The following is a 23,526-nucleotide window of genomic DNA, read 5'->3' on the forward strand; positions in this document are numbered from 1 at the left end:
TGTGTCGGTGCAGTACAGTATCCGGCATGGAACTTCCGCTAATCTCGCAGCAACGTTCGCGCCTTGAATCGATTCTTCTGGTGATTGATTCGCCGGCCTCCGTTGAGTCTTTGGCTCGCGCACTCGACCTAGAGGAGTCCGTGGTCAGTGATCACTTGCGGGCGATCCAACGCGAATTCGATTCCCGCGGATCGGGCATTGATCTGCGCGAGACGGTGGAAGGCTGGCGCTTTTATACCCGCCAGGAAAATGCCGATGCAGTAGAAGAGTTTCTGCTTGATGGCTCGCAGACCAAGCTCTCTCGTGCGGCGCTGGAAACGCTCGCGGTGGTGGCCTACCGTCAGCCGGTTACCCGTGCCCAAGTCGCTGCCGTGCGTGGCGTCAACGTTGACGGCGTGATGCGCACGCTCACCGTTCGTGGTCTCGTACGCGAGCTTCCACAAGAAGGCCTCGCGCACCGCTACGAAACCACCGAGCTTTTCTTGGAGCTGCTTGGCATTGACTCGCTGGAGCGTTTGCCGGATCTCGCCCCGCTTTTGCCGGACATGGAACAGATCGATTCCGAATATTAGGTATTCGCACGGTGCGCGGCAGTGGGGTAGCATTGCGCAGGTAACTTCATAACTTCTACTGATAAGGACACTTATTGTGACCCCACCCGCTCGCCGAGACGGCACACCGGAAAAGAAGCAGCGAGACAGCGAGATGCTTGTCTCCAATGCGAAGTCGGCCCGCCATCAACATGTAGACAAGCGTGAACGCGCAAATAGGAAAAAGAAGGCCACCGCAGATTCCGTCGCCCGCGAACTGGGCGCAGATTGGCTGACCGAAGGCAAGTCGAATAACTCCAAGGGCGAACGCCTCCAGAAGGTCTTGGCCAAGGCAGGCGTTGCCTCCCGCCGTCACGCCGAAATCATGATCGATGCCGGCCGCGTTGAGGTCAACGGAAAGATCATCATGCAGCAGGGTGTACGCGTCGACCCGAACGTGGACATCATCCGCGTCGACGGCGTGCGCATCAACGTCAATGAGGAAACGCAGTACTTCATCCTCAACAAGCCGCGCGGTCTGCAGTCCACCATGAGCGATGAACTGGGCCGCCCATGCATTGGCGATCTCATCGGTGAACGCGTGGCCGCAGGACAGCGTCTGTTCCATGTCGGCCGTCTGGACGCCGATACCGAGGGCCTTATCCTCATCACCAATGATGGTGAGCTGGCCAACCGCCTGATGCACCCGAAGTACGAGGTGCGCAAGACCTACCTCGCTACCGTTCTAGGCGAGGCTGGCAACGGCTTGGTACGCACCCTGAAGGAAGGCGTGGAGCTCGAGGACGGCTTGGCAAAGGCCGACTATGTCCAGGTCGTGGACAAGAACCAGGGTTACTCCTTGGTCCGCGTTGAGCTGCACGAAGGCCGCAAGCACATCGTCCGCCGCATGCTTAAGGAAGCTGGCTTCCCAGTTCAGCGTCTGGTTCGCACCAAGCTGCACACTCTGCAGCTGGGCGAGATGAAGCCAGGTATCCTGCGTGCGCTCAACTCCAGTGAGTTGACCAGCCTGTACAAGGCGGTGGGGATGTAATGGAAGGAAACATGATTTCAAACATGCCTGACGGTGGACTCATCCTTGCAGTCGATGGGCCCTCCGGCACCGGCAAGTCCACCACCTGCCGTGCTTTGGCTAAGCGCCTCGACGCAAAATACGTCGACACTGGCGCCATGTACCGCGTTGCCACGCTCGCAGTTCTGCGCGCTGGCATCGACCCAGCTGATACGGATGCGGTCATCAAGGCCACTACAGACTTGCCACTGGAGGTCTCCGATGATCCGGATTCCAAGCAGGTCATCTTCGACGGCGAAGACGTCTCCCGCGTCATTCGTGAGGACGAAGTTACTCGCAACGTCTCCGCAGTTTCGGCGGTCCCTGAGGTTCGCCAGAACCTGGTGGAGCTGCAGCGCAAGCTGGCCCGGGATGCGCACCGCGCCATCGTTGAAGGCCGCGACATCGGAACTGTGGTGCTTGCCGACGCCCCGGCGAAGGCATTCATGACCGCCGCCGCTGAGGTACGTGCCCAGCGCCGCCACGATCAGAACCTTGCTGCAGGCTTGGAATCTGATTTCGCCACCGTCTTGGCAGACGTCGAGCGCCGTGATGCCGCGGATTCCTCCCGCGCCACTTCTCCGCTGCGTCCTGCCGAGGATGCCACCCTCGTTGATACCTCTTTCATGAGCTTGGAAGAGGTCCTCGACGCTCTCACCGAAATCGTGAAGGAGTCTGCACATGTCTAAGGATTTTGCAGGTCAAGAAGACAATAACGCCGCAGGCGACTTCGATACCCAGTTCCACTACCCAGTGGGCAAGCTCGAAGAAGAAGTAGCCCGTGACCCGCACAGCGGCTGGGCCCCGAGCGATTTCGATGCCGAAGAATTCGACTACGAATTCGACGAGTCGGAGCTCGAGAACGGTGAGTTTGATGATTCCGAGTTCGGCGACGCCGACTTCGGTGAAGACTATGAGTCTGACGGCGAAGAGCCAATGAGCGAGGAGGAATGGGAAGAACTTTCCCGTGCCTTCGGCGTGCAGGATTCCCACACCGAGGAAAACCTCTGCACCGTGGCTGTTGTTGGCCGCCCAAACGTGGGCAAGTCCTCCCTCGTAAACCGTTTCTTGGGCCGCCGTGAGGCAGTGGTGGAGGACCACCCAGGCGTTACCCGTGACCGCGTTTCCTATATCGCGGACTGGAACGGCCAGCGCTTCCTCGTCCAAGACACTGGCGGCTGGGACCCGAACGTCAAGGGCATCCACGCTGCTATTGCTCGCCAGGCAGAGCAGGCCATGGCGACTGCAGATGTCATCGTCTTCGTGGTCGACACGAAGGTCGGCATCACCGAGACCGACTCTGTTATGGCTCGCAAGCTGCAAAAGTCTGAGGTTCCGGTCATTTTGGTCTCCAACAAATTCGACTCTGAGACCATGTACGCCGATATGGCCGAGTTCTACGCTTTGGGCTTGGGCGATCCGTGGCCGGTTTCCGCGCAGCATGGCCGCGGTGGCGCGGACGTTCTGGATGAGATTCTGCGTCTTTTCCCCGAGGAACCGCGCCATTCATCGATTACGTCCGGACCGCGTCGCGTGGCGCTGGTGGGTAAGCCGAACGTTGGTAAGTCCTCGCTGCTGAATAAGCTGACCTCCGAGGAACGCTCCGTCGTGGACAATGTGGCGGGTACTACGGTCGACCCAGTGGACTCACTGGTGCAGCTTGATCAGCGTCTCTGGAAGTTCATCGATACTGCGGGCCTGCGCAAGAAGGTCAAGAACGCGCAGGGGCATGAGTATTACGCTTCGCTGCGTACCCGCGGAGTCATCGACGCTGCTGAGGTGTGCATCATGCTTATCGACGCCTCCGAGGAGGTCTCCGAGCAGGACCAGCGTGTGCTCAACATGGTTCTCGAATCCGGCAAGGCTCTAGTCATCGCGTTCAACAAGTGGGACCTGATGGACGAGGACCGCCGCTACTACCTGGATCGTGAGATTGACGAGCAGCTGCGCCACCTGCCCTGGGTTACCCGCGTCAACATCTCTGCGCAGACCGGCCGCGCCCTGCAGCGCCTGGAGCCGGCGATGATTGAGGCTCTGGAGAGCTGGGATCAGCGCGTGTCTACCGGCCAGCTGAACAACTGGCTGCGTGAGGCTATCGCTGCTAACCCGCCGCCGATGAAGAACAACCGCCTGCCGCGCGTTCTGTTTGCCACCCAGGCATCGACGCAGCCGCCGACAATCGTGCTGTTTACTACCGGCTTCTTGGACGCTGGTTATCGTCGCTACCTGGAGCGCAAGTTCCGCGAGCGTTTCGGCTTCCACGGTTCTCCGGTGCGCATCGCGGTGCGCGTGCGCGAGCGCCGCGGTAAGAACTCTAAGCGCTAACGCGAACAAAAGGCGAGCTGTTCAACAAACACTCTAAGTGTGACGAATAGCTCGTCTTTTTGGTTCTGTGATGTCATGCCCGTTTGGATAGTCTAAGTATGTGTAATTGATTTGGTTTTCCGAAAGGCGCGACATGTTAGCCGCAATTCTCGATCCCACCTCAGTAGTGGCGATCGTTCTTCAAGTCATCGTCATTCTCTCCGCGCTGTTGCTCGGCACCCGCTACGGCGGCCTCGGCTTGGGCCTTATCTCCGGCATCGGCCTTATCATCATGGTCTTCGTCTTCGGCCTGGCTCCGGGCGAGCCACCGGTGGACGTGATGCTGACCATCATCGCCGTCATCGGCTGTGCGGCTACGCTGCAGCAGGCGAGAGGCCTCGAAGTGATGATGCAGTTCGCGGAGAAATTCCTGCGTGCGCATCCAGAACGCATCACTATCTTGGCTCCGCTTACCACCTGGTTCCTGACCGTTCTGTGCGGTACCGGCCACGTGGTCTACACGATGTTTCCCATCATCGAGGACATCGCCCTGAAGAAGGGCATTCGCCCGGAGCGCCCAATGGCGGTTGCTTCGACCTCTGCGCAAATGGGTATCACCGCCTCGCCAGTTTCCGTTGCCACGGTGTCCCTAGCCTCCATCATCGCTGAGAACGCTGGTATCACCGGCACGTCCTATTCCATCCCACAGATCCTCATGGTCGCCATTCCGGCATCGCTTTCCGGCGTCTTTCTGGCTGCCCTTTGGTCGCTGCGTCGCGGTAAGGACCTTGATAAGGACCCAGTCTTCCAAGAGAAGATGAAGGATCCGGAGTTTGCCAAGACCATCTCTGCCTCCAGTCATTCCCTGCTGGACGAAGTATTCCCGGCGTCGGCAAAGCGCTCCGTTGCGGTCTTCCTATCCGCCATCGCCATCGTGGTCATCTTGGGCGCATTCGACGTCCTGCGTCCTTCCTTCCCGAATGAGGACGGTGAGTTGAAGGCCCTGTCGATGAACCTGGTCATTCAAATGGTCATGCTGGTCGCCGGTGCAATCATCCTGATTTTCTGCGACGTCGACAACAAGAAGATCGCCTCCACGCCAGTGTTCAAGGCGGGCATGACTGCAGTGTTCTCGGTCTTCGGCGTGGCCTGGATGGCCGATACCTTCTTCGAAGCCCACATCGACTCTCTGGAATCTAATCTGGGCGGAATTGTGGAGACCGCTCCGTGGGCTTATGCCATCGTCCTGATCGTCGTGTCCAAGCTGGTCAACTCCCAGGCCGCCGCTCTGGTAGCCATTGCGCCGATCGGAATGTCCCTGGGCATTGACCCAGCCATCATTGTTGGCTTCTACGGTGCCGCCTATGGCTACTTCATCCTGCCGACCTACCCTTCGGACCTTGCCTGCATCGGGTTCGACCGCACCGGCACCACGCACATCGGCAAGTTCGTGGTAAACCATTCCTTCATCATCCCCGGCGCGATCTCGGTGTTTACCTCCTGCGTCGTGGGCTCCCTGCTGGCAACGGTGCTTCTGTAGCCCTAGTGCGAACCCTATTGCGCTCGGCGCAGCAAGAAGGCATCCGTGCGATACGGGATGTCTATTGCCTGGCCGGGCGCAAAGCCCATGTGCTCAAAGAGATACCAGTTAAGGTTATAGGTCATGCGCTCGTGGATTTTCTCGCCGTTGCGCAGCCAATAAGAGCGGGTGTGCATCAATTGATGTAGCTGTTCCGGGGAGAGCGTATGCGCCCAGTTAAGCCGCAGTTCGCGCTCGATTTCCCAAGGGGAGGAAAGCTCCGGTAGGAAGCCGGGGCGCTGGATATCGCCGGAGTGCATGATGCGGGCAAGCCGCAGGATCCACGGGTCGGCGCCCACGTCGAGGGTGTTCCACACGAGAAGCACCTTGCCGCCTGGTCGCACGATTCGAACGAATTCTCTACAGGCTTTTTCCACATCGACCCAGTGCCAGGTCTGGGCGCAGGCGACAGCGTCCACGGAGGCGTCGGCAAGCGCAGTGCTCTCCGCCACCGCCCTCCAAGCTGGAATGCCGAGCTGGGTGCGCAGCACGCGCGTCATGTCGGGGGAAGGGTCGCAGGCCAGAACGACGGGATTGTGCAGCGTTTGGGTGAGTTTACCGGTGCCAGCGCCGATATCGACCACTGTGTGGGCATCCGCTATTAGTGCGGCTACTTCGGCAGGGTAGCTGGGGCGCACGTCATGGTAGTTATCGGCGCCCTGAACGAAAGCACGTGCGGAGGCTGCACGATGTTCCGCCCCCTTGAAGGTGGGGGTTTGTTTCTCCGAGGCCTTGCGGTAACTCGGAAAATGCGCGGGGTTGGGCAAATGAGAAGTCATATGGACTTATAACCTACCGCGTTAGACGTTTCCGGAAAATTATCCAGGCTGAAATAGAATGGGTCACCATGTCGAGACTTCCCGTACCTCAGGATTCACGGTGGCTTTTAAAGACCGTGTTTTCTCGGCGCGAAAAGACGATCCCTGCGGCCGTATTGATGTCCGTTTCATTCTTGTGCAACGGCATGACGCCAGTTGTTGTAGGAAACGCTATCGATGGTGCGATTGCTAATCAGTCCTTTTCCTCTTTGCTGCGCTGGTTGGGGATTTTGCTCGCTATTTTTTGCGTTAATGCGTCGGCGGCATGGTGCGCGCGCGGAATGTTTTCCCGAGCCATGCTGGAGGTTGGCCATGACTTGCGCATGGCGGTGACGGATCGCATTCAGGATCCGCGGGGGATTACTGGTGTGAAACATACAGCGGGCGAGTTACTGTCCATCGCGTCCTCAGATACCAAGCGCGTGTCTGATGCGGTCATCATGACTGTCTTTCCCGTGGCGGAAGTTAGCGCCATTGTCTACGTCGCGGTGATGACTTCGCACGTTAATTGGGTGCTGGGAATTGCCATCTTGCTCGGGGGACCGCTGGTGGTTTGGTTTTCTCTGCGTGCGGCGAAGCCTTTGCGGCGGCGCTCGGGCGCGCGTCAGGCTGCCCTGGCACAAGCTTCCGCGATGGCCACCGATGTGGTTGACGGCCTGCGCATTCTGAAAGGCCTAGGCGCTATCGCGACGGTGCGGCGCCGTTATTCGTTGGTATCGGACACGGCCTATACAAAGACGGTTTCTGCCAACGGTGCCCGCGCGCGGCTGAATGCCACGACGGAAGCGGTCGGTTCCATTTACGTCATCGTGGTGGCTTTGGCCGCCGCGGCGATGGCGGTAAAGGGCGCGATGAGCGTTGGGCAACTCATTACAGTGGTCGGCCTAACGCAGTTCGTCATCACGCCGATGACGATGATGGGCAAAAACATTGCCTCGCGGTGGGCGGCTGCACAAGCCAGTGGTCGCCGCATTACGGCTTTGCTCAACGCGCCTTTCCGTGAGGCGGCGGATGCTAGGGATCCTGGCTGGCAGCCTGGCCTGCACGTCATCAAGGGGGCGGCGCCTGAGGAACTTGTTGACCTGCCGCGGAATCGTTACCTAGTTGCTCCGCATGCGGCGGATCTTTTTGCAGGTTCCGTTGCGTCCAACATTGCTGCGGATAAGGCTGCGGCGCAACGAGCGCTGCATGTCGCGGCGGCGGAGGATATTCCCGGCGGTCTGGAAAAGGAGGTCGGCGAAAACGGCGGTGCGCTGTCTGGTGGTCAGCGTCAGCGCGTTGCGTTGGCGCGCGCCATAGCGGCTGATGCCCAGATACTCGTTCTGCAGGACCCGACCACTGCGCTGGACTCGGTGACAGAACAGGTCGTCGCTGAGCGCGTGCGTGACGCCCGCCGCGGGATGATCACCGTGGTATATACCAATGCTCCTGCATGGACCGCAGTGGCCGATAGTGTGAGCGAGCCTGCTGCAGCCGCGCATGCGAGCGAAGGGGAGGACATCTAATGCGTTTTCCTCCTGCAACCTGGCCACAGGTCCGCCGCAGGGTGGGCGAACACGTGAAGGCGTTACCGAATGCGGGCAAGGTCTGTTTCCTGGCGCTGGCATTGCTTACCGGTGGCGCGGTGGCCAATGTCTATATCCCGGTGCTGCTGGGCAAGATTGTCGATGCGGTAGTTGAGGAGAGCGGGCAGCTGCGCAGTCTCAGCGGCATTGGCATTGGGCTCATCGTGGTTGCGATTGCCTCGGCGGGGCTTTCCGCAGTCGGTTTCTACCTACTATCGCGCGTTACTGAGCGAGTAATTGCGAACCTGCGCGAGGAGACTGTCGGCACGGCCTTGGGCCTGCCGGTCCACCGCGTGGAGGAGGCTGGCTCAGGCGATTTAGTCTCACGTTCAACGGATGACGTCGCCGAGCTTTCCTCCGCCGTGACAGAGACAGTGCCGGTTCTTACGAGCTCGCTGTTTGCCATCTGTACTACCGCCATCGCCCTGGTAACCCTGGACTGGCAGTTCTTGCTGGTGGTGGTTTGTGCCGCGCCGATTTATTTCTTTGCCGCGCGCAACTACTTGCGCCATGCGCCGCAGCGCTATGCAGACGAGCGCGCCTCCATGGCGGAGCGTGCGCGACGCATCCTGGAGACAATCCGCGGCCGTGCCACTGTGCGGGCCTATCAGATGGAGCCACAGATGCGTGATCGCATCAATAGCGCGTCCCGTGAAGTAGTTGAGCATGGCTTCGCCGCAAGGCGCACGATGATGGTCTTGCAGCTATGGATCACCACCGTGGAGCTGGTGATGTTGAGCGTCGGCCTTTTGGTGGGCTTTTGGGTCACAACGCAGGGCGCGATGACGGTGGGTTCAGTAACGGCGGCGATGCTGATGCTTATCCGTCTGCGTGGCCCGCTGCTCGGGCTTATGCGCGTGCTGGATACGGTTCAGTCGGGCTATGCCTCTCTCGCACGCATCGTTGGCGTTACCACGGATCCGCCCGCGGCAATTCCGCCCGCGGGTGCTCCGGCTCCGCGCGGTGAGGTCGCGATGGAGGACGTTAGCTTTAGCTATGGCGATAACGCGTGGGCGGTGCGTGATGTCAACGTCAGCATCGCGCCAGGCCAGTCCATCGCACTGGTGGGTGCTTCCGGCGCGGGAAAGACTACAGTTGCGGCGCTGCTGGCTGGCCTGCGCGTGCCGAGTGCTGGCAGCGTCAAGGTTGATGGGGTAGAGGTCTCGCGGCTTTCCGACGCCGAGCGAGTTACCCGCCTGGCCATGGTCTCCCAGGAAGTCCACGTCTTTTCCGGCACGCTGCGCGATGACTTGTCCCTGGGAAAACCCGATGCCAGTGATGAGGAAATCTGGCAGGCACTGCGTGCCGTGCAGGCGCACTGGGTTGAGGACTTGGCCGATGGCCTTGATACAGTCGTGGGCGCTTGGGGCATTCAGCTGGACCCCGTTGCAGCGCAACAACTGGCGCTGGCTCGTATCATGTTGCTGGATCCGGCAATCGTGGTGCTAGATGAGGCAACTGCGGAGGCCGGTTCGCGTGGTGCGGGCGCACTCGACGCGGCTGCCGATGCCGTCACAAAAGGACGCACGTCACTTATGGTTGCCCACCGTCTTGACCAAGCCGCCAAGGCTGATTGTGTGCTGGTTATGGAAGATGGCCGTGTGATTGAACAGGGCACTCATGCGCAGCTGCTAGATTCTAAAGGCCGATATCAACAATTGTGGAACGCGTGGCAGAAAGGACGTGACTAAGAAGGTGTCCCTTAATGCTCGTTGTTCCAACTTGTGGTGGGCTTTTGCCAGCTCTACTCGGAGCAGCCTAAAGAAATCACTGCTTGTGCTGTTTTGTCTAAATTTGGCTTTTGCCACAGCTTGTTCGGCAACGCCAACGCAGGAGCCTGCGCCAGAGTCCGGAACGCTCTGGGATAAGGACTCTGACCTCGGCATCCCTGTCTCAGCGCCTTTGGATGGCCCGGAGCCAGGTCAAACCAAGCAGATTAATATGCCGAATGGCCGCAACTTCCTGCTGCATGTGCCGGAAGACTATGACGCGGATAAGCGCTGGCCAGTGGTGATGGTCTTCCACGGTTGGGGCGAGAAACCCAAGACCATTGAGGGCTATACGGAGTTCAACTCCGCGAAGGCCATTCTGGTTTATCCAGAAGGTGAGGATAATGCTTGGACGCCGGCGCCTTATGCGAAAACGAGCGAGGAAGAAGACCTTAAATTCGTTGCAGACATGGTTGATAGCTTGCGTGCTACCTATGCGGTAGATGATGACCGTATCTTTGCCGCGGGCCTATCCAACGGCGGTGGATTTGCTGCCTTTTTGGCGTGCCGTATGCCGGAGACTTTCCGCTCTATCGCAACGGTGTCTGCGGCCTATTATGAGGGCATTCACCAGGGCTGTTCGGAAGCCCCAGTCGGCCGCCTCGATATGCACGGCACCGATGACCCCGTGGTGGAGTACTACGGCGGAACCCGTCATGCCACTAAGTACGATTCGGTAGCGGAAGTCATGGAGCAAAACCGGCGCCGGAATGAATGCACCACGCAGATCTCAACGACGCAGCTGGTTAACAACGCTCTGCAGCAAACGTGGATTGGTTGTAAGGCTCCGCTGCAGCACATCCGTATCGGCGGCGGCTCGCATATCTGGCCGGGCGGGCTTGCCGACGATCGCGCGGAGGTAGGCAAGGGCTTTGCCACAGACCGCGTTCTCGATTTCTTCGGTATTCCAGGTCGCCCCGCAGGCACCATTGACCCAGAATCTGGCAAGAAAACGAAGTAGTCTTGCTAATCCTGCAGGACGTAGTGTGCAAACTTAGCGTTTGGTACGGCGGCGACGCGGCTGACGCAAATGTCTGCGACCGTCTTGTACCCCGCGGCAAAAGCCGGGCCTTTGCTATCGGTAGGTTGCGGCATCTGGACCAAGTGAAAGCTGCGGGAGCCGCCGTCGCTGCTGTTGAGTTCCAGGACCGCCTGAGCGGTAGTGCCGGATCCGGCGAAGAAATCAAGCACTACGGCGTCGGGACCGTCGGCGATGGCGATGAGGTGCTTGATAAGGCGCACTGGCTTCGGGAAATCGAACACGCCCTGAACTCCCATGACGTCCTCCGCATCGCGGCGTCCAGCGCGTGTGACGCCAAAGCGTTCACCGTCCAGGATGGAACGTGGCCGCGCGCCCTTTTTCTGATAGTTCTTCGTGTAGACAAAGCCGCGTCGAAAGACCAATTGCTCATAGTTGGCCTCGACCTTATCTTTGCCCCAGCGCCAGCGTGCGACCTTGTCTTTGCCGGCTGGCTGGTCGGGCCAGTATTCGCGGCCTTGGGGATCAGCGATGGGAAAGTCTAGGGAAGGAAGATAACCCAGTGTCTTGGAGTCCAGGCGGACCAGCGAATAGTTTCCCTTCTCGTCGCTGAAGTTGTACTTGGTCGTGGTATGCCCTTCAGAATCGGCGTTGAAACCGGGGTTAGCTGGGGACTTGGCATAAACCAAAATGTACTCGTGCTCGACCACCGCGTATTTGGAGTCGTTCTTTCCAGTCCCGCCCTTTTTCCAGATCAATTGTCCGGCAAAACAGTTCTCACCGAATATTTCATCCAGCACTTTGCGTACGTTGGCACTTTCATCTTCACCGATGGAGACAAAGATAAAACCGGTGTCTTTGAGGACCTGTCGCGCGAGGATGAGCCGGGGGAGCATCATAGACAGCCACTGCGCATGCCAGCCGCTATAGCTGCCGGAGTTCATTTTGCGGCGCTTGCGGTAATTGTCCTTGTAAACAAAGTCTTTGCCGGTGTTATACGGAGGGTCGATGTAGATGACATCGGCAGCAAAGCCATCTGCCACCATCAGCTTGAGCGCGTCGAGGTTGTCGCCTTCGACGATGGAATTGGAACAAGCTGCCGGCGTTGACACTGCAATCTTTTGCTTGGTGGTCGCAATTTTGGCTTGTTCTGCTGCTTGCGCCTTGCCTGGCCAGACAAGCCCAAAGAATTCCTCTTGGGCTTGGAAATCGGCAGTTGGAGAGCTCGCGGAGTCGCTGTGGGTTGAAGTCATGACTGAAAAGCGGATGAGTTTTGGTGGTGGGGGAAATGATGGGGGCTGGGTCATCCTCCCATGCCGCGGCTTTCATTTTTGCAAGTTTGCGCGCGTTCCGATGGAAAACGCCAGAAAACGACCGCCAGGAGCATTTGCGTGATGTTCTGCTACGCTAGCATCCCCTAATTTTACTTAATTTGTTGACTCTTATATTGCTGGAATAAATGCTTAAAACCGGGGGTGGACTCGGGGGTGTTATTGCAGGTGAATCCTGAGAAATCTGAAAATTTTAAGGAAAGGTGGATGGACTGCGATTGTCCGAAAATGGCGGGCCTATTCCCGTCTTTAAATAATTCTTTATGGCATGAACTGGCAAACGTATGTAGCGTGGAAAAAGCATTCGCGATGAAGGGGTTTAGCCTTCATCGGGGAGTGCGGTGAAAGATATATCGAAAGTATTTTAGAAAGGTTGGGATGCTAAATGGGTATCTTCGACAAGGCAAAGGACGCACTGAACTCCGACAAGGGCGAGCAGATCTCCGATAAGGGCCTCGACAAGGCTGCTGAGGTGGCAGAGCAGAAGTTCGGCGAGGACAAGGCTGACAAGATTCAGCAGGGTCGCGACAAGCTCGATGACCAGATCGGCAACGCTGGCGCCTAAAGCTTATTGTTTGATTGGGGCCTAGCCAGTGTCCCAATCTCGGTGAATTAATCCAAAGCTCTCGGCAACTTGGTTTGCTGGGAGCTTTGTGGGTTTTAGGCCGGCACCTCCATCGGAGGGCAAAGCTCGGACATGTCGGCTATGTCATATGTGTTTGCTTAATTGATGCTGAGCGCATCAATTTTCCCGGAACGGATACCTAGACCACAGTAGGGTGGAGTGCGTGAATACACCTGTAGATGCTCGCTTGGCCTCGGGTTCGCCACGACAGTGCATGCTAGATCTGGCAGTTCGCGTCATTGCGCGCGCCGGACGCGATGCCGTTGCAGTGTGTACCGTCGCCGAACAGACCGATGTTGAGGTCAAAAAGGCGAAGAAGCTTTTTGCATCTGATGAGCAATTGGCTGATGAGGCTAAAGCTTACCTCGACAAACTGGTCATCCACTATCTAGATGAGCAAGAAAAGTACTTAAGCCCTGATGCCACGGCGCTCGATCGTATGCGAGCCATGGCTACTGGCTTTTTCGAGTTCGCGCAGAAGCATCCGGTCTATTTCGACGCCTTCACGTTTACGCAAGCAGCTCCGAGCCTGCACTCTTATGAGCTGAGCTTCGATGATTATCTCCAGCGCTCCGGCAAGCGCCCCACGCTGGATGTTCTGCTCAACATCGCACGCGATTGCATAGAGGAAGCTGGCGGACCGCGCGATGCAGACTTGGTCCGTATCCAAGCCGTGAGCCTTTTGGTTGGTGTCCACGGTATCTCCCATCTGTGTACCACGGGCGTGCTTCGACATCTTTCGCCAACCGCGAAGAAGCAGACTTTCAATGCCTGTTTGGACTACCTAAGCGCCGGGTTGGCAGTAGGTTTCGCGCACGGTGCTATCCCTCCGCAGGATCCAGTTGCGATGGGAGGTGGCCTCCCAGCTGATAAAAGAATTCGCGCCAAAGATTTGCCACGAGGCAACGATGGGGAAGTAGTTAGGGCTCTACTGCGCGGCGCGGTGGAGGACATCGTCGACTCCGGCCTTAGCAATATGCATCTCGGCACTGCCGCCGAACGTGCTGGTATCGATTTCGACCGGGCGACGCATTTTATAGAGGGAGATCAAAAGCTCCTTTCCTTATTGGAAAGTCATATCGATGCCATCGCACACGAGCATCTCCGCGAACAGATGCGTTACGCAGGCGGGAAGAGTCTCGGTTTTAGTACGATGAAGGCGTGTGCTTTCGGATATTTAGGCTTCGCGCACCATGACCCAGTAGGCTTCTTAGGCCTGACGATGATTACCTCAGGTTCCATCGTGCCAGCGTCTTTTGAACGCAAGGACCTAATCAATTCGCGTTTCGAGATGGGCGAGACCTTCGGCTATTTCATGACGATTGCGCGCGATGCCCTCGACGAGGCCGGTGGCCCTCGTACTCCATGGGCGCTGTACACGATGGTCATGTCGATGTGGTCCACCATCCACGGTTTCGCGCACCTGACAACCTTTGGCGCGCTGCGCGACCAACCCCGTGAATTCCTCTTTGACCTAGCCTCACGCATCTTCGACATCGAGCTCGTGGGCATCGCGGAGCACTTGGGAATCAAGGGCCAGATTCAAGGATTTTAGTGGTCGAAAATGAAGAAACCGGCTTTAAGCGGTAGATGACTACTGCCCAAAGCCGGTTTCTTTTCCGGAGTCTTTTGCGAAACTACCCACCCACCTGCAACGACCCGAACCACAGCTATGGTTTCCGTCGGTTTCCGTTCCCGGTTCCGTCGGCAGGTGGGCCGGGGCGGTGTCGGAGGTGGGGGCACACCACGTGGTTCGTCCCCAGTCCTAGCCCCTATCCGCGAGAGGGACAGGATAACGCCACGACCGGAGACACACCCCGCCGCCAAAGTCACAAGCAAGTTTATGTTGCTGGAGGTCTACGCGACGCGCTTAGCGCATACGCTGTGACAGCCCATAGCGCGGAGCCAAAACCACCGCGCCCCTTGTTTAAGGAAGAGCCTGATTACTCGGGGATCTCGCTGAGTTGGGCCTCAATCCGATCCAACCGCTCGGTGATGTTGCGTAGGTGCTCCACGATGAGTTGGTTGGAACCATCGATCGCCGTCGCCGTTTCGCGTCGTGCGCTGGTGACGGTGCGTACCACCCAGACGGTAAGAGCAACGAAGATCGCGAGTGGTAGTGCGGCGGCGAGGATGACAAGAAATACGGTAGCGGTAAGTGTCACGAAGATTCCCTTTTCTGTTCTTGATTAATCAGGTGCCTAATGTGGTCTGGAGTTACTTCAAGCTGAAACGGAGCGACCCAGTAGTGCTTCCTCACTCGGCTCTCTCCGAGCTGTTCCAGGCCACTCTCGATGAGTCCAGCAGCTTCCAAGCGGTTGAGGTGCTGGTAGAGCAGTGGCCGAGACATCCCGAGTCGGCGGGCCAGCTCACTGACATGGGTCGAATCCGTCTCTAGGGAGGCGATAATTCGCAACCGAGGCTCACTTCCGAGAGCACTGAGCATCTGAGCGAGCCGTGCTGCGTCCATCATCCCTCCGTATCGTAATCGAACGATGTCAGGTGTAAGTATATGCTTACAGTCGGCGGTGTGCAAGTTCTGCCGGGTCTGGCGGAGACGTTGCCCGACTTAAGACGTGGCCGGTGTCCCATCACGTCCCCTCTTCACCCTCCCCATGAAGGAACCCAGCCGCAGCACACACCACAGCTGGGTTCCTTCATGGCTTACAGCGTAGCCAGCAGCTACAGCCGCTCGATGTCTACATCGCCATCGAGAATCCTCGGCTCTACCTCCATGTGGATCCCGCGGTAGGGAAGTAGTGCGCGGATAATGTCGTGGGTGATGTCGATGCCTGGAGATGGTTCGTCCCGAAAAAGGTGGTACAGGCTAGGGCAGTAGTCCACGCCGGGAAACTCGTCCTTTGCTTCGGGAACGCACCCGTCCGGGTCAAAAGTCGTGCAGCGAATGATCAGGTCGTCGTGGACACTATTGGGCAGATTGATGGTGAGTCCTGGTGTGGTGGCAGACATGTCTGCAACCGTGGCCTCGTTTACAGACCGGGTAAGCGGGATTAGGCCGCGGGCGGACTCACCGCCTTGGATTCGGGTGAGTCCTGTGCGGTTGCCGTAGGTGTCGGCCAAGGTAACGAAGGTCACGCGCACCGGGGCGGTGGCTACGGACATGGAGTTAAACGCGGTGAGGACGTTGATTTCGCGCTCGCTGATACGCCCCTTTGGGCCTGTGAAGTCAAGGACGTGGTTGTAGAGCGCGGCGGTGGACATGGACAGGATGGTGTTGGCTACCTGCTTTCCTTGTTTCAGGGTTTCGGTGACTTGGGCGAGGTCGTCTACCTCAAGTTCGGCGGTGAAGTACTGGCAGTACAGGGGTGCTGTGAGGTCAAGGATGGACATGGTTCGTCCCCTTTCGTGTGCGGTGTGGACAGGTGGAGTGGGCACAGCTTGCGGGGTGTGCGTTTGCGTATCCGCAAACTGTCCGCGCGGTGGATCGGGATTGCGTCGCGCGGTACGGGTGTCAGTGGGAAACTGGCCTAAATTGCGTATCCGCAAACTGTCCCAACGGTGCTCACGCTAGACCATGGCGCACCGCGTTTTTGTAGCTGCGCAGGTCGCGGCCTGACTAACTAACCTCACACGGGGGCAGTAGATCTAGATGTAGTGGTGGCAGTCGCGCGTCGGCACAAGACGGTATCGCCGCGCGGCTCCAGGTCACATCAGGAGGCCACCGCGTCGCACTAGCGGGGTACTAGATATGGCGAGATCGCGCGGGTGTGCACACCACATAGTGTGTAGGTTCGTCCCGACAGTGCGCATAAAACCGCGCAGGTGCTGGCCATATAAACAAGACCTGCGCGGTTGGCGATGTAGACCCACCTCCTTGCAAAATTGCGTATCCGCAAACCAGACTAGATAGCGCAAGATGCAGTCTGGCTCTCTGAGCTAAAGAACCCGCCTGCTGCATCTTGTACATCCCTAATCACTGCTGGGTTAAGGAGAAAGGGACATGACGAGTAACTACACCGCAGCTGACTTTGAGGCAATCATCGCCAACTACACACCACAGGCCGTGCGCGAGGAGCACTGGAGCCAGGTTGCTGACTTCACCCGCGACTGCGTGCGAGCACTGGACATTAAGCCCGAGTCCACCAGCCGCGACACACTGCGCATGACGCTCAATGTCGTGGCCAAGCTATCCGCCTGGGTGTGGGTGAGCTACGGTGTGGTCTCCGTCGAAACCGTCTTCCATCCTGACATCATTGGAAACTACTTCCTGACCGGGGCGGGAGCGAAGTTAAGCCCGTCCACCGCAGGTACGCAGCGCTCGCTGCTGTACCGGGTGGGCGAGGCACTAAACGACGACTGGAACCCCGACTTCCAGCACCCGATTACCTATGAGCCAGCGCTTAAACCCTACGACCGCTACGCCACCGACCGCCTGTGGGATTGGGCTTTATCCCAGCCCACGGCTGCGCGCCGCCGCAACTTCCTAACCGTGCTGTCGCTGACACTGGGCGCAGGCTTGCGCGCGGGTGAAATCTGCACGCTCAAAGGCCAAGACGTGCGCGTAGACCAGGACGGCGTGCTGGTCTTCCCACATGGCTACCGCGGGGCAGGCCCGCGCGAGGTGCCACTGCTGAAAACCCACATCGAGTCACTACAAGCCGTGATTAACTCCACCGCGCCAGACGACTACCTGTTTAGGCCGGGCCGCGACAATGAGCACGTGGGTCAGCTCTCGGCGTATTTGCGCCGGGTGACACCGAGCACGTCCCCGGAGATGGTGCCGGATACTCGCAGGCTGCGCAACACCTGGATTGTTGACCGGATTCTAGCCGGGGTGCCAGCTGATGTGCTGTGTGCCGCAGCAGGGCTAAAGTCGCTGCACCAGTTCGAGGACTACGTGGTTGAGGCTGGGGCTAACCGCCGCCACGCCTACCGGATGTTGCTGGCAGGAGGCTCCACCAACGGGCCAATTGTCGGCGGGCTACACGTGCTGTAGCTAGCGCTGTACATGGGGTCTTTTTAAGGCCCGCCGTTTGCGGATATGCAAACCATATTTGCGGATACGCAAACTGGCTCGATTGCAACAAAACTGAACAAGGGGACGAACCAGGCTTTGACCTGCGGGTTTTCTACGTGGTCTTAAAACGAAGGTACCGCCACCAGTTTTGGCGGTGATGTGTGCTCACCTCTTGGGCCATGAGTACACAACGCCACCCGAAAAGCCACTTGACCAGCGTGGAAGACATGCAGTTTCCAGCGCTGGGGCCACTAGATCCCGTATCGGTGGCTGCTATGGCGCGGCCACAAGGATTTGCCTGTGGTGATCTCGATATTGGCGATGACACGTCCCGTCGGGATCATCTCGCCGCGGATGATGCGGGTGATGGTGGAGGCCGGAACCCCGCAGGCCTCGGCCAGGTGCTTGGCAGAAGGGTAGCTGCCGTCCATGGTGAGCTGTTGGACGTTGCGGGCGAAGTCCTGCAACTTCCGCATCACCGGGTCATGGGCCTCGATGTGGGCGTTGGGCCAGTCGGCGTAGCGCCTCACAGGAGCCTCAGCAGGAATGTCGGAAGCCACGAGCCACCTTTTCAGACAACAGAACTAAAGGACGAACCACTTAAGTCTAAATACAGTGAGGTCTATGCCGTGATCGACACACTGACTACGCGCGGATTACTGCCCGCCACCACACCCGTGGCTGCAGGCAACCGCAAGCGTCAACTCGCGGCATACTTTTGCTACGTGCATAACCGCTGGTACGTGGATTTAACCGTGGACAACTGCATCATGCTGCTTAAAGACGGCGGCTCCATTCACAACTACCTGCAATACCGCACAGATTTATCCACAACCAGCCTCGATGCCACCCGCCGCCTCCTTAACCGCTGCGCGCGCCACGTCATCGAGCACCACGGCGCGCTGGATTGGGTCGAAGAGTTGCCCGAGGTTATCTATCCTGCTGCGAAGTCGAAGCGCCGCGCCTACACCTCCCACGAGCTAATCCGTATTACGGATTGGCTGCGCTCTAGACCCCGCCGCGAATCGCGGCGGGTGGCCTACATCCTTATGGCCTTAGGCCTTGGTGCTGGCATGACCACAGAGGAGATTTATCACTGCACCTACGGCGACTTCACTGACTTCGGCACCGTGCTAGCAGTACATGCCCGCGGTGGGCGAGGCCTTACGTCGCGAACCATTCCGTTGACCGCGCCTTATGGCGATGTCATGCGTCAAGTCCTGCGCGGTGTGGGCGCAGACCGTAACGACGAACCACTGGTGAAACCGAACTCAGCGCGCCGCCGCAACGATGCCACAGGCCCACACCTGATAGCTGACTTTATCCACAAGACCAGCCAAAACCCGTCGAGTACCGGGCTTGCACCCAACATCAACAGGCTGCGCTACACCTGGATTGCTCATCATGCCGCCGAGCGCGTGGACTTTAACCAGCTGGTCTATGCCACCGGCACCATACAGCCATTCCATGACACCTTCCACCGGATGATCGTCGAGGCCGGGGCACTAACTGAGGCCGAGTATTGGGTGTGGACTACAGGCAATAGGGACGAACCGGCCTATCCGCCGCTGCGGCTGGTGGAACCTACAGGGGAGGAGAGATAAATGGCCCGCATATCGGTTACTCCCACCCCGCTGCTGCGCCTGGATGGAGCCAGTGTGTCCTGGGCACTGGGCATCATCGACCGCACCGACATCTGCTTTCACCTTGAGACGTGGCGGCGCGAGGAGGGATACGACCCGCTCAAAGGTGGGCGACCAAAGACTGTCAGCGACCGCGCCATCCTTGCGCTGTATCTGATTCTGGCTCGCTCTGGGCAACCCATGCATCTGACCACCATGGTTGCACTACTTGCCAGTGAAGACACCACTGAAAAAGCCCTGGAACTCCTTGAGCTGCCCAGCCGCGATAAGGCACGTCGCGTGGGCGATAATTACTTTGTTCAGCATGGCCTGTGGTACCACCGCCTGTGGCGCGCGTTGCACAGGTTTTTAGAACTGGTTGATCCTTTCGACAACATCCCACACCATGTACGGCTAACCCGTGCTGAGTTCAACCGGCTAATGGACGAACAAGACCCAAAGCGCCGCGAAGAAAAATGGCAGCGCGCCACCTATGTCTTCAACCAGCTGGTCATGGCCAGCACCAAAGATATGCCCGAGGAGTACCTAAACAACTGGCAGGGAGACCTCACCCTAGACGGCACCCTGATTCCAGGGGTTCGCCGTGGAAATAACCGATGGACGAACCGACCGGATGATCTTATGTCGTCTGAGCCGGAGGCAGGCTGGTATTCCCGCGATGAGCAACAGGAAACACATGGCGAAAACAAGCGCAGGAAGAACGCCAAGCACGTGTGGGGCTGGGAGGCCACCCTCGTGGCTGGGGTTATCCGAAATCAAGGCCCATATGCACAGCCTCACCTGATTATGGGCATGGCTTTTGACCGGCCTAGTCACAGCCCGGCGATCCGTGGGCTGCAAGCCATGCGGCACCTCACCGATGATCCGACTACGCCGAAAGGCGTGGTGGTTGGAGACCGTGCGTACTTCGCTGTGGCCAAGACCAAAGACTTCCACGAGCCTCTACGCAAAAGGGATACACGCTGGTTGGTGATTACAAGTCCAACCAGTTGGGCCAGCGCGGCAGCTTTGAAACCATGAACCTTGTCGAAGGCCACTGGTATTGCCCGGCCATGCCGAAGTCACTGATTGAGGCCACTGAGCAGTTCAGGGCTGGTCTTATTGACGAGGACACCTACAAGGAGCGAATCAAAGAGCGCCGCGCCTATGCTATGCGTCGTAAAGGTGTTGATGATACCGGCGAGAGTCAACAGTTTATTTGTCCTGGCCGCGGTAAAGGAAAGACAGTGGTATGTCCCTTGGTGCAAAAGGCCGAGAGGCAGGATGCTCGCGCTAAAGGATTGCCTATTATCCCATCACCTAGTCTTGAAGCCCCGCGCAGCCAGAAGGGCAAGTGCTGTACCAATAAGTCCTCTGTGACCATCCCTCACACTGAGGGTATTCGTTACCGACAAACTGGCCCGGCCTACAAGACACCTGAGTGGCAGAAAATATACGGCACCTGGCGCAATGTGATTGAAACTCGCAACGACTATGTGAAGAACAATCGCGGTGGTGCTGCCATTGGTGACCACGGGCCTGACCCCCGGAAAGTAGACACGTCGGGGGTTAGCTATGCTGCTTGGGTCAGTGTAGCTGATGTGAGTGCTTCGAAGTCATTGGGGGCTAGAAGGTTGCACCAGGAGTGCCGTCTGCGGGTGTTGTAGCGCATGCACCATCGAAAGACTTCCTGCCGGCAGATAATGGGATTATCAAAGACTTTCCGATCACGTAGCACTTCACGTTTTAAGGTGGCGTTAAATGATTCTGCCAGGGCATTATCGGCACTAGTTCCCACCGCGCCCATGGATTGGCGTACACCAAGTTGGGCGCAGTGGTCCCTAAACGCCTGTGAGGTGTACACACTTCCATGATCAGAATGGAAAATAGCCCCGTCAAGGCTTCCGCGGACTGTGCTGGCATGGGACAAAGCCTCGATGACCAGTGAGACACGCATGTGGTCTGCGAGTGCATAACCTGCAAGTTTTCGTGAATAGGTGTCAATGACCGTGGCCAGGTACATGTTCTTACCGCCCTTACACGGCAGGTAGGTGATGTCGCCTACATAAACACGGTTCGGCTCGTCAGCGGTGAATGTACGGCCTACTAAATCTGGCATGACACGGTGACCAGGCTTGCGCCGGGTGGTGATGCATCGACGCCGTTTGCTAAAGCCTTTTAGCCCCATGGATTTCATGATGCGCGCAACCTTCTTATGGTTGATCGGGCCGAAGTCCGTATCGTCGTTGAGGCTTGCAGCGATGCGTTTAGCACCATAAAGCCCGTTCTCATCATCAAAGATGGCCTTGATTCTTGCACCAATAAGGGCATCGGAACATATCTTTAACCTGCGATTTTCGTGGGTGTTGACCCATTTATAAAACGAGGAGCGATTGAGCTTTAACACATGGCACATCCGCTTGACCGAGTACTCGGTTCGGTGGTCATAGACAAACTGGAAGCGGATCACCAGCGTGTCTCTTCGGCAAAATATTTCGCGGCCTTGCGCAGAATATCGCGTTCTTCGCGCAGCTTCGCGTTCTCTTTTTCTAGCTGGCGGATTCGCTCGGAATCAGTCGTCTCCTTGGCGTTGTCGCGCATGGCCTTCGTGCGGGCACGTTTGCCGGTGCCGTATTGCTGAAGCCAGGAGAAAAGCGAGGAACGATTGACTCCAAGCTCTGCTGAAGCCGCGTGAAGTGAAAGGTCCTCATTGTTTTCATAGAGGGCCACAGCATCACGTTTGAACTGTTCGGAATACCTAGGCATGGTGGTAGATTACCTTTCTTCCCAACCCAACCGGGCTGGATATCAGGTGTCTACCAAACAGGGGTCAGGTCCCACACACGTAGACCTGTTCGTGGTTTTGCTGCGGCTTTCTTCTATACGGCCCCTTGGTGTGGTTGCGGCCAATGCCTCTATGATCCGGCGTTTTCTTGGACGTGTGGAGAGGGGCCTGACCCCCGGAAAGTAGACACGTCGGGGGTTAGCTATGCTGCTTGGGTCAGTGTAGCTGATGTGAGTGCTTCGAAGTCATTGGGGGCTAGAAGGTTGCACCAGGAGTGCCGTCTGCGGGTGTTGTAGCGCATGCACCATCGAAAGACTTCCTGCCGGCAGATAATGGGATTATCAAAGACTTTCCGATCACGTAGCACTTCACGTTTTAAGGTGGCGTTAAATGATTCTGCCAGGGCATTATCGGCACTAGTTCCCACCGCGCCCATGGATTGGCGTACACCAAGTTGGGCGCAGTGGTCCCTAAACGCCTGTGAGGTGTACACACTTCCATGATCAGAATGGAAAATAGCCCCGTCAAGGCTTCCGCGGACTGTGCTGGCATGGGACAAAGCCTCGATGACCAGTGAGACACGCATGTGGTCTGCGAGTGCATAACCTGCAAGTTTTCGTGAATAGGTGTCAATGACCGTGGCCAGGTACATGTTCTTACCGCCCTTACACGGCAGGTAGGTGATGTCGCCTACATAAACACGGTTCGGCTCGTCAGCGGTGAATGTACGGCCTACTAAATCTGGCATGACACGGTGACCAGGCTTGCGCCGGGTGGTGATGCATCGACGCCGTTTGCTAAAGCCTTTTAGCCCCATGGATTTCATGATGCGCGCAACCTTCTTATGGTTGATCGGGCCGAAGTCCGTATCGTCGTTGAGGCTTGCAGCGATGCGTTTAGCACCATAAAGCCCGTTCTCATCATCAAAGATGGCCTTGATTCTTGCACCAATAAGGGCATCGGAACATATCTTTAACCTGCGATTTTCGTGGGTGTTGACCCATTTATAAAACGAGGAGCGATTGAGCTTTAACACATGGCACATCCGCTTGACCGAGTACTCGGTTCGGTGGTCATAGACAAACTGGAAGCGGATCACCAGCGTGTCTCTTCGGCAAAATATTTCGCGGCCTTGCGCAGAATATCGCGTTCTTCGCGCAGCTTCGCGTTCTCTTTTTCTAGCTGGCGGATTCGCTCGGAATCAGTCGTCTCCTTGGCGTTGTCGCGCATGGCCTTCGTGCGGGCACGTTTGCCGGTGCCGTATTGCTGAAGCCAGGAGAAAAGCGAGGAACGATTGACTCCAAGCTCTGCTGAAGCCGCGTGAAGTGAAAGGTCCTCATTGTTTTCATAGAGGGCCACAGCATCACGTTTGAACTGTTCGGAATACCTAGGCATGGTGGTAGATTACCTTTCTTCCCAACCCAACCGGGCTGGATATCAGGTGTCTACCAAACAGGGGTCAGGTCCGAGGGATGAAAAGACACCACCACCTAGGGTGCGCGATCCGCATCCGCCGCGCGATCCGGAGCTGGCTGGCGCGCACCCGAACGCGCCGCCTGCGCAGCACGTGGC

22 protein-coding genes are annotated in these 23,526 nt (G+C 57.8%); 14 read left to right on the top strand and 8 right to left on the bottom strand.

Annotation, left to right across the window (positions count from 1 at the left end; all coding sequences use genetic code 11):
* Positions 1–26 precede the first annotated feature (26 nt).
* The 5 genes from scpB (at position 27) to WM42_RS00140 (ending at position 5,443) form a co-directional block, all read left to right on the top strand.
* Positions 27–572: an SMC-Scp complex subunit ScpB gene (gene scpB / locus WM42_RS00120; RefSeq protein WP_062034957.1), complete on the top strand. Its 546-nt coding sequence runs from the start codon at positions 27–29 to the stop codon at positions 570–572.
* Positions 573–648: 76 nt separating this feature from the next.
* Positions 649–1,581, top strand: a complete 933-nt coding sequence (locus WM42_RS00125; RefSeq protein WP_062034959.1) for a pseudouridine synthase — start codon at positions 649–651, stop codon at positions 1,579–1,581.
* An 11-nt stretch (positions 1,582–1,592) separates the two neighbouring features.
* Positions 1,593–2,288, top strand: coding sequence for a (d)CMP kinase (cmk, locus tag WM42_RS00130; protein WP_061926186.1), 696 nt, complete (start codon positions 1,593–1,595; stop codon positions 2,286–2,288).
* Complete coding sequence (gene der, locus WM42_RS00135) at positions 2,281–3,924, top strand: ribosome biogenesis GTPase Der (RefSeq protein WP_062034961.1); 1,644 nt, start codon at positions 2,281–2,283, stop codon at positions 3,922–3,924. The genes cmk and der overlap by 8 nt, the downstream gene beginning before the upstream one ends.
* 133 nt (positions 3,925–4,057) lie before the next feature.
* Positions 4,058–5,443, top strand: coding sequence for an anaerobic C4-dicarboxylate transporter (locus WM42_RS00140; RefSeq protein ID WP_062034963.1), 1,386 nt, complete (start codon positions 4,058–4,060; stop codon positions 5,441–5,443).
* 14 nt (positions 5,444–5,457) lie between these two features.
* Here the strand turns inward: WM42_RS00140 and WM42_RS00145 are convergent, their stop codons facing one another.
* A complete protein-coding gene (locus WM42_RS00145) occupies positions 5,458–6,261 on the bottom strand; it encodes a class I SAM-dependent methyltransferase (protein WP_062034965.1) in 804 nt (267 codons plus the stop codon).
* 68 nt (positions 6,262–6,329) lie between these two features.
* On the opposite strand from WM42_RS00145, the gene WM42_RS00150 reads away from it, so the two are divergent.
* The 3 genes from WM42_RS00150 (at position 6,330) to WM42_RS00160 (ending at position 10,595) form a co-directional block, all read left to right on the top strand.
* Positions 6,330–7,805, top strand: coding sequence for an ABC transporter transmembrane domain-containing protein (locus WM42_RS00150; RefSeq protein ID WP_062034967.1), 1,476 nt, complete (start codon positions 6,330–6,332; stop codon positions 7,803–7,805).
* Positions 7,805–9,556, top strand: a complete 1,752-nt coding sequence (locus WM42_RS00155; RefSeq protein WP_062034969.1) for an ABC transporter ATP-binding protein — start codon at positions 7,805–7,807, stop codon at positions 9,554–9,556. Before WM42_RS00150 ends, WM42_RS00155 begins: the two co-directional genes overlap by 1 nt.
* 85 nt (positions 9,557–9,641) lie before the next feature.
* Entirely contained in the window at positions 9,642–10,595 is a 954-nt protein-coding gene (locus WM42_RS00160) for a CE1 family esterase (protein WP_235591274.1), read from the top strand.
* Between the two features lie 5 nt (positions 10,596–10,600).
* On the opposite strand, the gene WM42_RS00165 is transcribed toward WM42_RS00160, so the two are convergent.
* Positions 10,601–11,866 (bottom strand): site-specific DNA-methyltransferase, encoded by a 1,266-nt coding sequence (locus WM42_RS00165; RefSeq protein ID WP_062034971.1) that lies wholly within the window; start codon positions 11,864–11,866, stop codon positions 10,601–10,603.
* 463 nt (positions 11,867–12,329) lie between these two features.
* Here WM42_RS00165 and WM42_RS00170 point away from each other — a divergent pair, with 463 nt between their 5' ends.
* Together WM42_RS00170 and WM42_RS00175 are read left to right on the top strand one after the other, a co-directional pair.
* Positions 12,330–12,509 (top strand): antitoxin, encoded by a 180-nt coding sequence (locus tag WM42_RS00170; protein ID WP_061926171.1) that lies wholly within the window; start codon positions 12,330–12,332, stop codon positions 12,507–12,509.
* 223 nt (positions 12,510–12,732) lie between these two features.
* Positions 12,733–14,124 (top strand): TetR-like C-terminal domain-containing protein, encoded by a 1,392-nt coding sequence (locus WM42_RS00175; protein ID WP_141740974.1) that lies wholly within the window; start codon positions 12,733–12,735, stop codon positions 14,122–14,124.
* A 388-nt stretch (positions 14,125–14,512) separates the two neighbouring features.
* Here the strand turns inward: WM42_RS00175 and WM42_RS00180 are convergent, their stop codons facing one another.
* The 3 genes from WM42_RS00180 to WM42_RS00190 all read right to left on the bottom strand — a co-directional run bounded on the left by WM42_RS00180 (position 14,513) and on the right by WM42_RS00190 (position 15,920).
* A complete protein-coding gene (locus tag WM42_RS00180) occupies positions 14,513–14,734 on the bottom strand; it encodes a hypothetical protein (protein WP_005323143.1) in 222 nt (73 codons plus the stop codon).
* A complete protein-coding gene (locus WM42_RS00185) occupies positions 14,731–15,042 on the bottom strand; it encodes an ArsR/SmtB family transcription factor (protein WP_005323142.1) in 312 nt (103 codons plus the stop codon). The genes WM42_RS00180 and WM42_RS00185 overlap by 4 nt, the downstream gene beginning before the upstream one ends.
* 209 nt (positions 15,043–15,251) lie before the next feature.
* On the bottom strand, positions 15,252–15,920 hold the full coding sequence (locus WM42_RS00190; protein ID WP_062034975.1) for a hypothetical protein: 669 nt from the start codon (positions 15,918–15,920) through the stop codon (positions 15,252–15,254).
* Between the two features lie 610 nt (positions 15,921–16,530).
* On the opposite strand from WM42_RS00190, the gene WM42_RS00195 reads away from it, so the two are divergent.
* The gene (locus WM42_RS00195; protein WP_062034977.1) at positions 16,531–17,526 is read left to right on the top strand and encodes a site-specific integrase; all 996 of its coding nucleotides are present in this window, start codon (positions 16,531–16,533) and stop codon (positions 17,524–17,526) included.
* Positions 17,527–17,798: 272 nt separating this feature from the next.
* Here the strand turns inward: WM42_RS00195 and WM42_RS12810 are convergent, their stop codons facing one another.
* Positions 17,799–18,107, bottom strand: coding sequence for a helix-turn-helix domain-containing protein (locus WM42_RS12810; RefSeq protein WP_082787595.1), 309 nt, complete (start codon positions 18,105–18,107; stop codon positions 17,799–17,801).
* Between the two features lie 69 nt (positions 18,108–18,176).
* Between WM42_RS12810 and WM42_RS00200 the strand changes: the two genes are divergently transcribed.
* The 3 genes from WM42_RS00200 to WM42_RS13530 are packed head-to-tail and all read left to right on the top strand — an operon-like array spanning position 18,177 to position 20,836.
* The gene (locus tag WM42_RS00200; protein WP_141740975.1) at positions 18,177–19,151 is read left to right on the top strand and encodes a hypothetical protein; all 975 of its coding nucleotides are present in this window, start codon (positions 18,177–18,179) and stop codon (positions 19,149–19,151) included.
* Positions 19,152–20,210 carry a hypothetical protein gene (locus tag WM42_RS00205; protein ID WP_235591275.1) on the top strand — a complete coding sequence of 353 codons (1,059 nt, stop codon included), beginning with the start codon at positions 19,152–19,154 and terminating at the stop codon, positions 20,208–20,210.
* Complete coding sequence (locus tag WM42_RS13530) at positions 20,207–20,836, top strand: hypothetical protein (RefSeq protein WP_235591276.1); 630 nt, start codon at positions 20,207–20,209, stop codon at positions 20,834–20,836. Before WM42_RS00205 ends, WM42_RS13530 begins: the two co-directional genes overlap by 4 nt.
* Here WM42_RS13530 and WM42_RS00210 read toward each other — a convergent pair.
* A protein-coding gene (locus WM42_RS00210) for an IS3 family transposase (RefSeq protein WP_370633393.1) occupies positions 20,743–21,935 on the bottom strand; the annotation gives its coding sequence in 2 pieces (ribosomal slippage) (positions 20,743–21,653 and positions 21,653–21,935; 1,194 coding nt in all). The two genes, WM42_RS13530 and WM42_RS00210, sit on opposite strands and share 94 nt — an antisense overlap.
* A gap of 221 nt (positions 21,936–22,156) precedes the next feature.
* A protein-coding gene (locus tag WM42_RS00220; protein WP_370633393.1) for an IS3 family transposase occupies positions 22,157–23,349 on the bottom strand; the annotation gives its coding sequence in 2 pieces (ribosomal slippage) (positions 22,157–23,067 and positions 23,067–23,349; 1,194 coding nt in all).
* Positions 23,350–23,526 lie beyond the last annotated feature (177 nt).

Origin of the sequence: Corynebacterium simulans (assembly GCF_001586215.1) — a bacterium.
GTDB lineage: Bacteria > Actinomycetota > Actinomycetes > Mycobacteriales > Mycobacteriaceae > Corynebacterium > Corynebacterium simulans.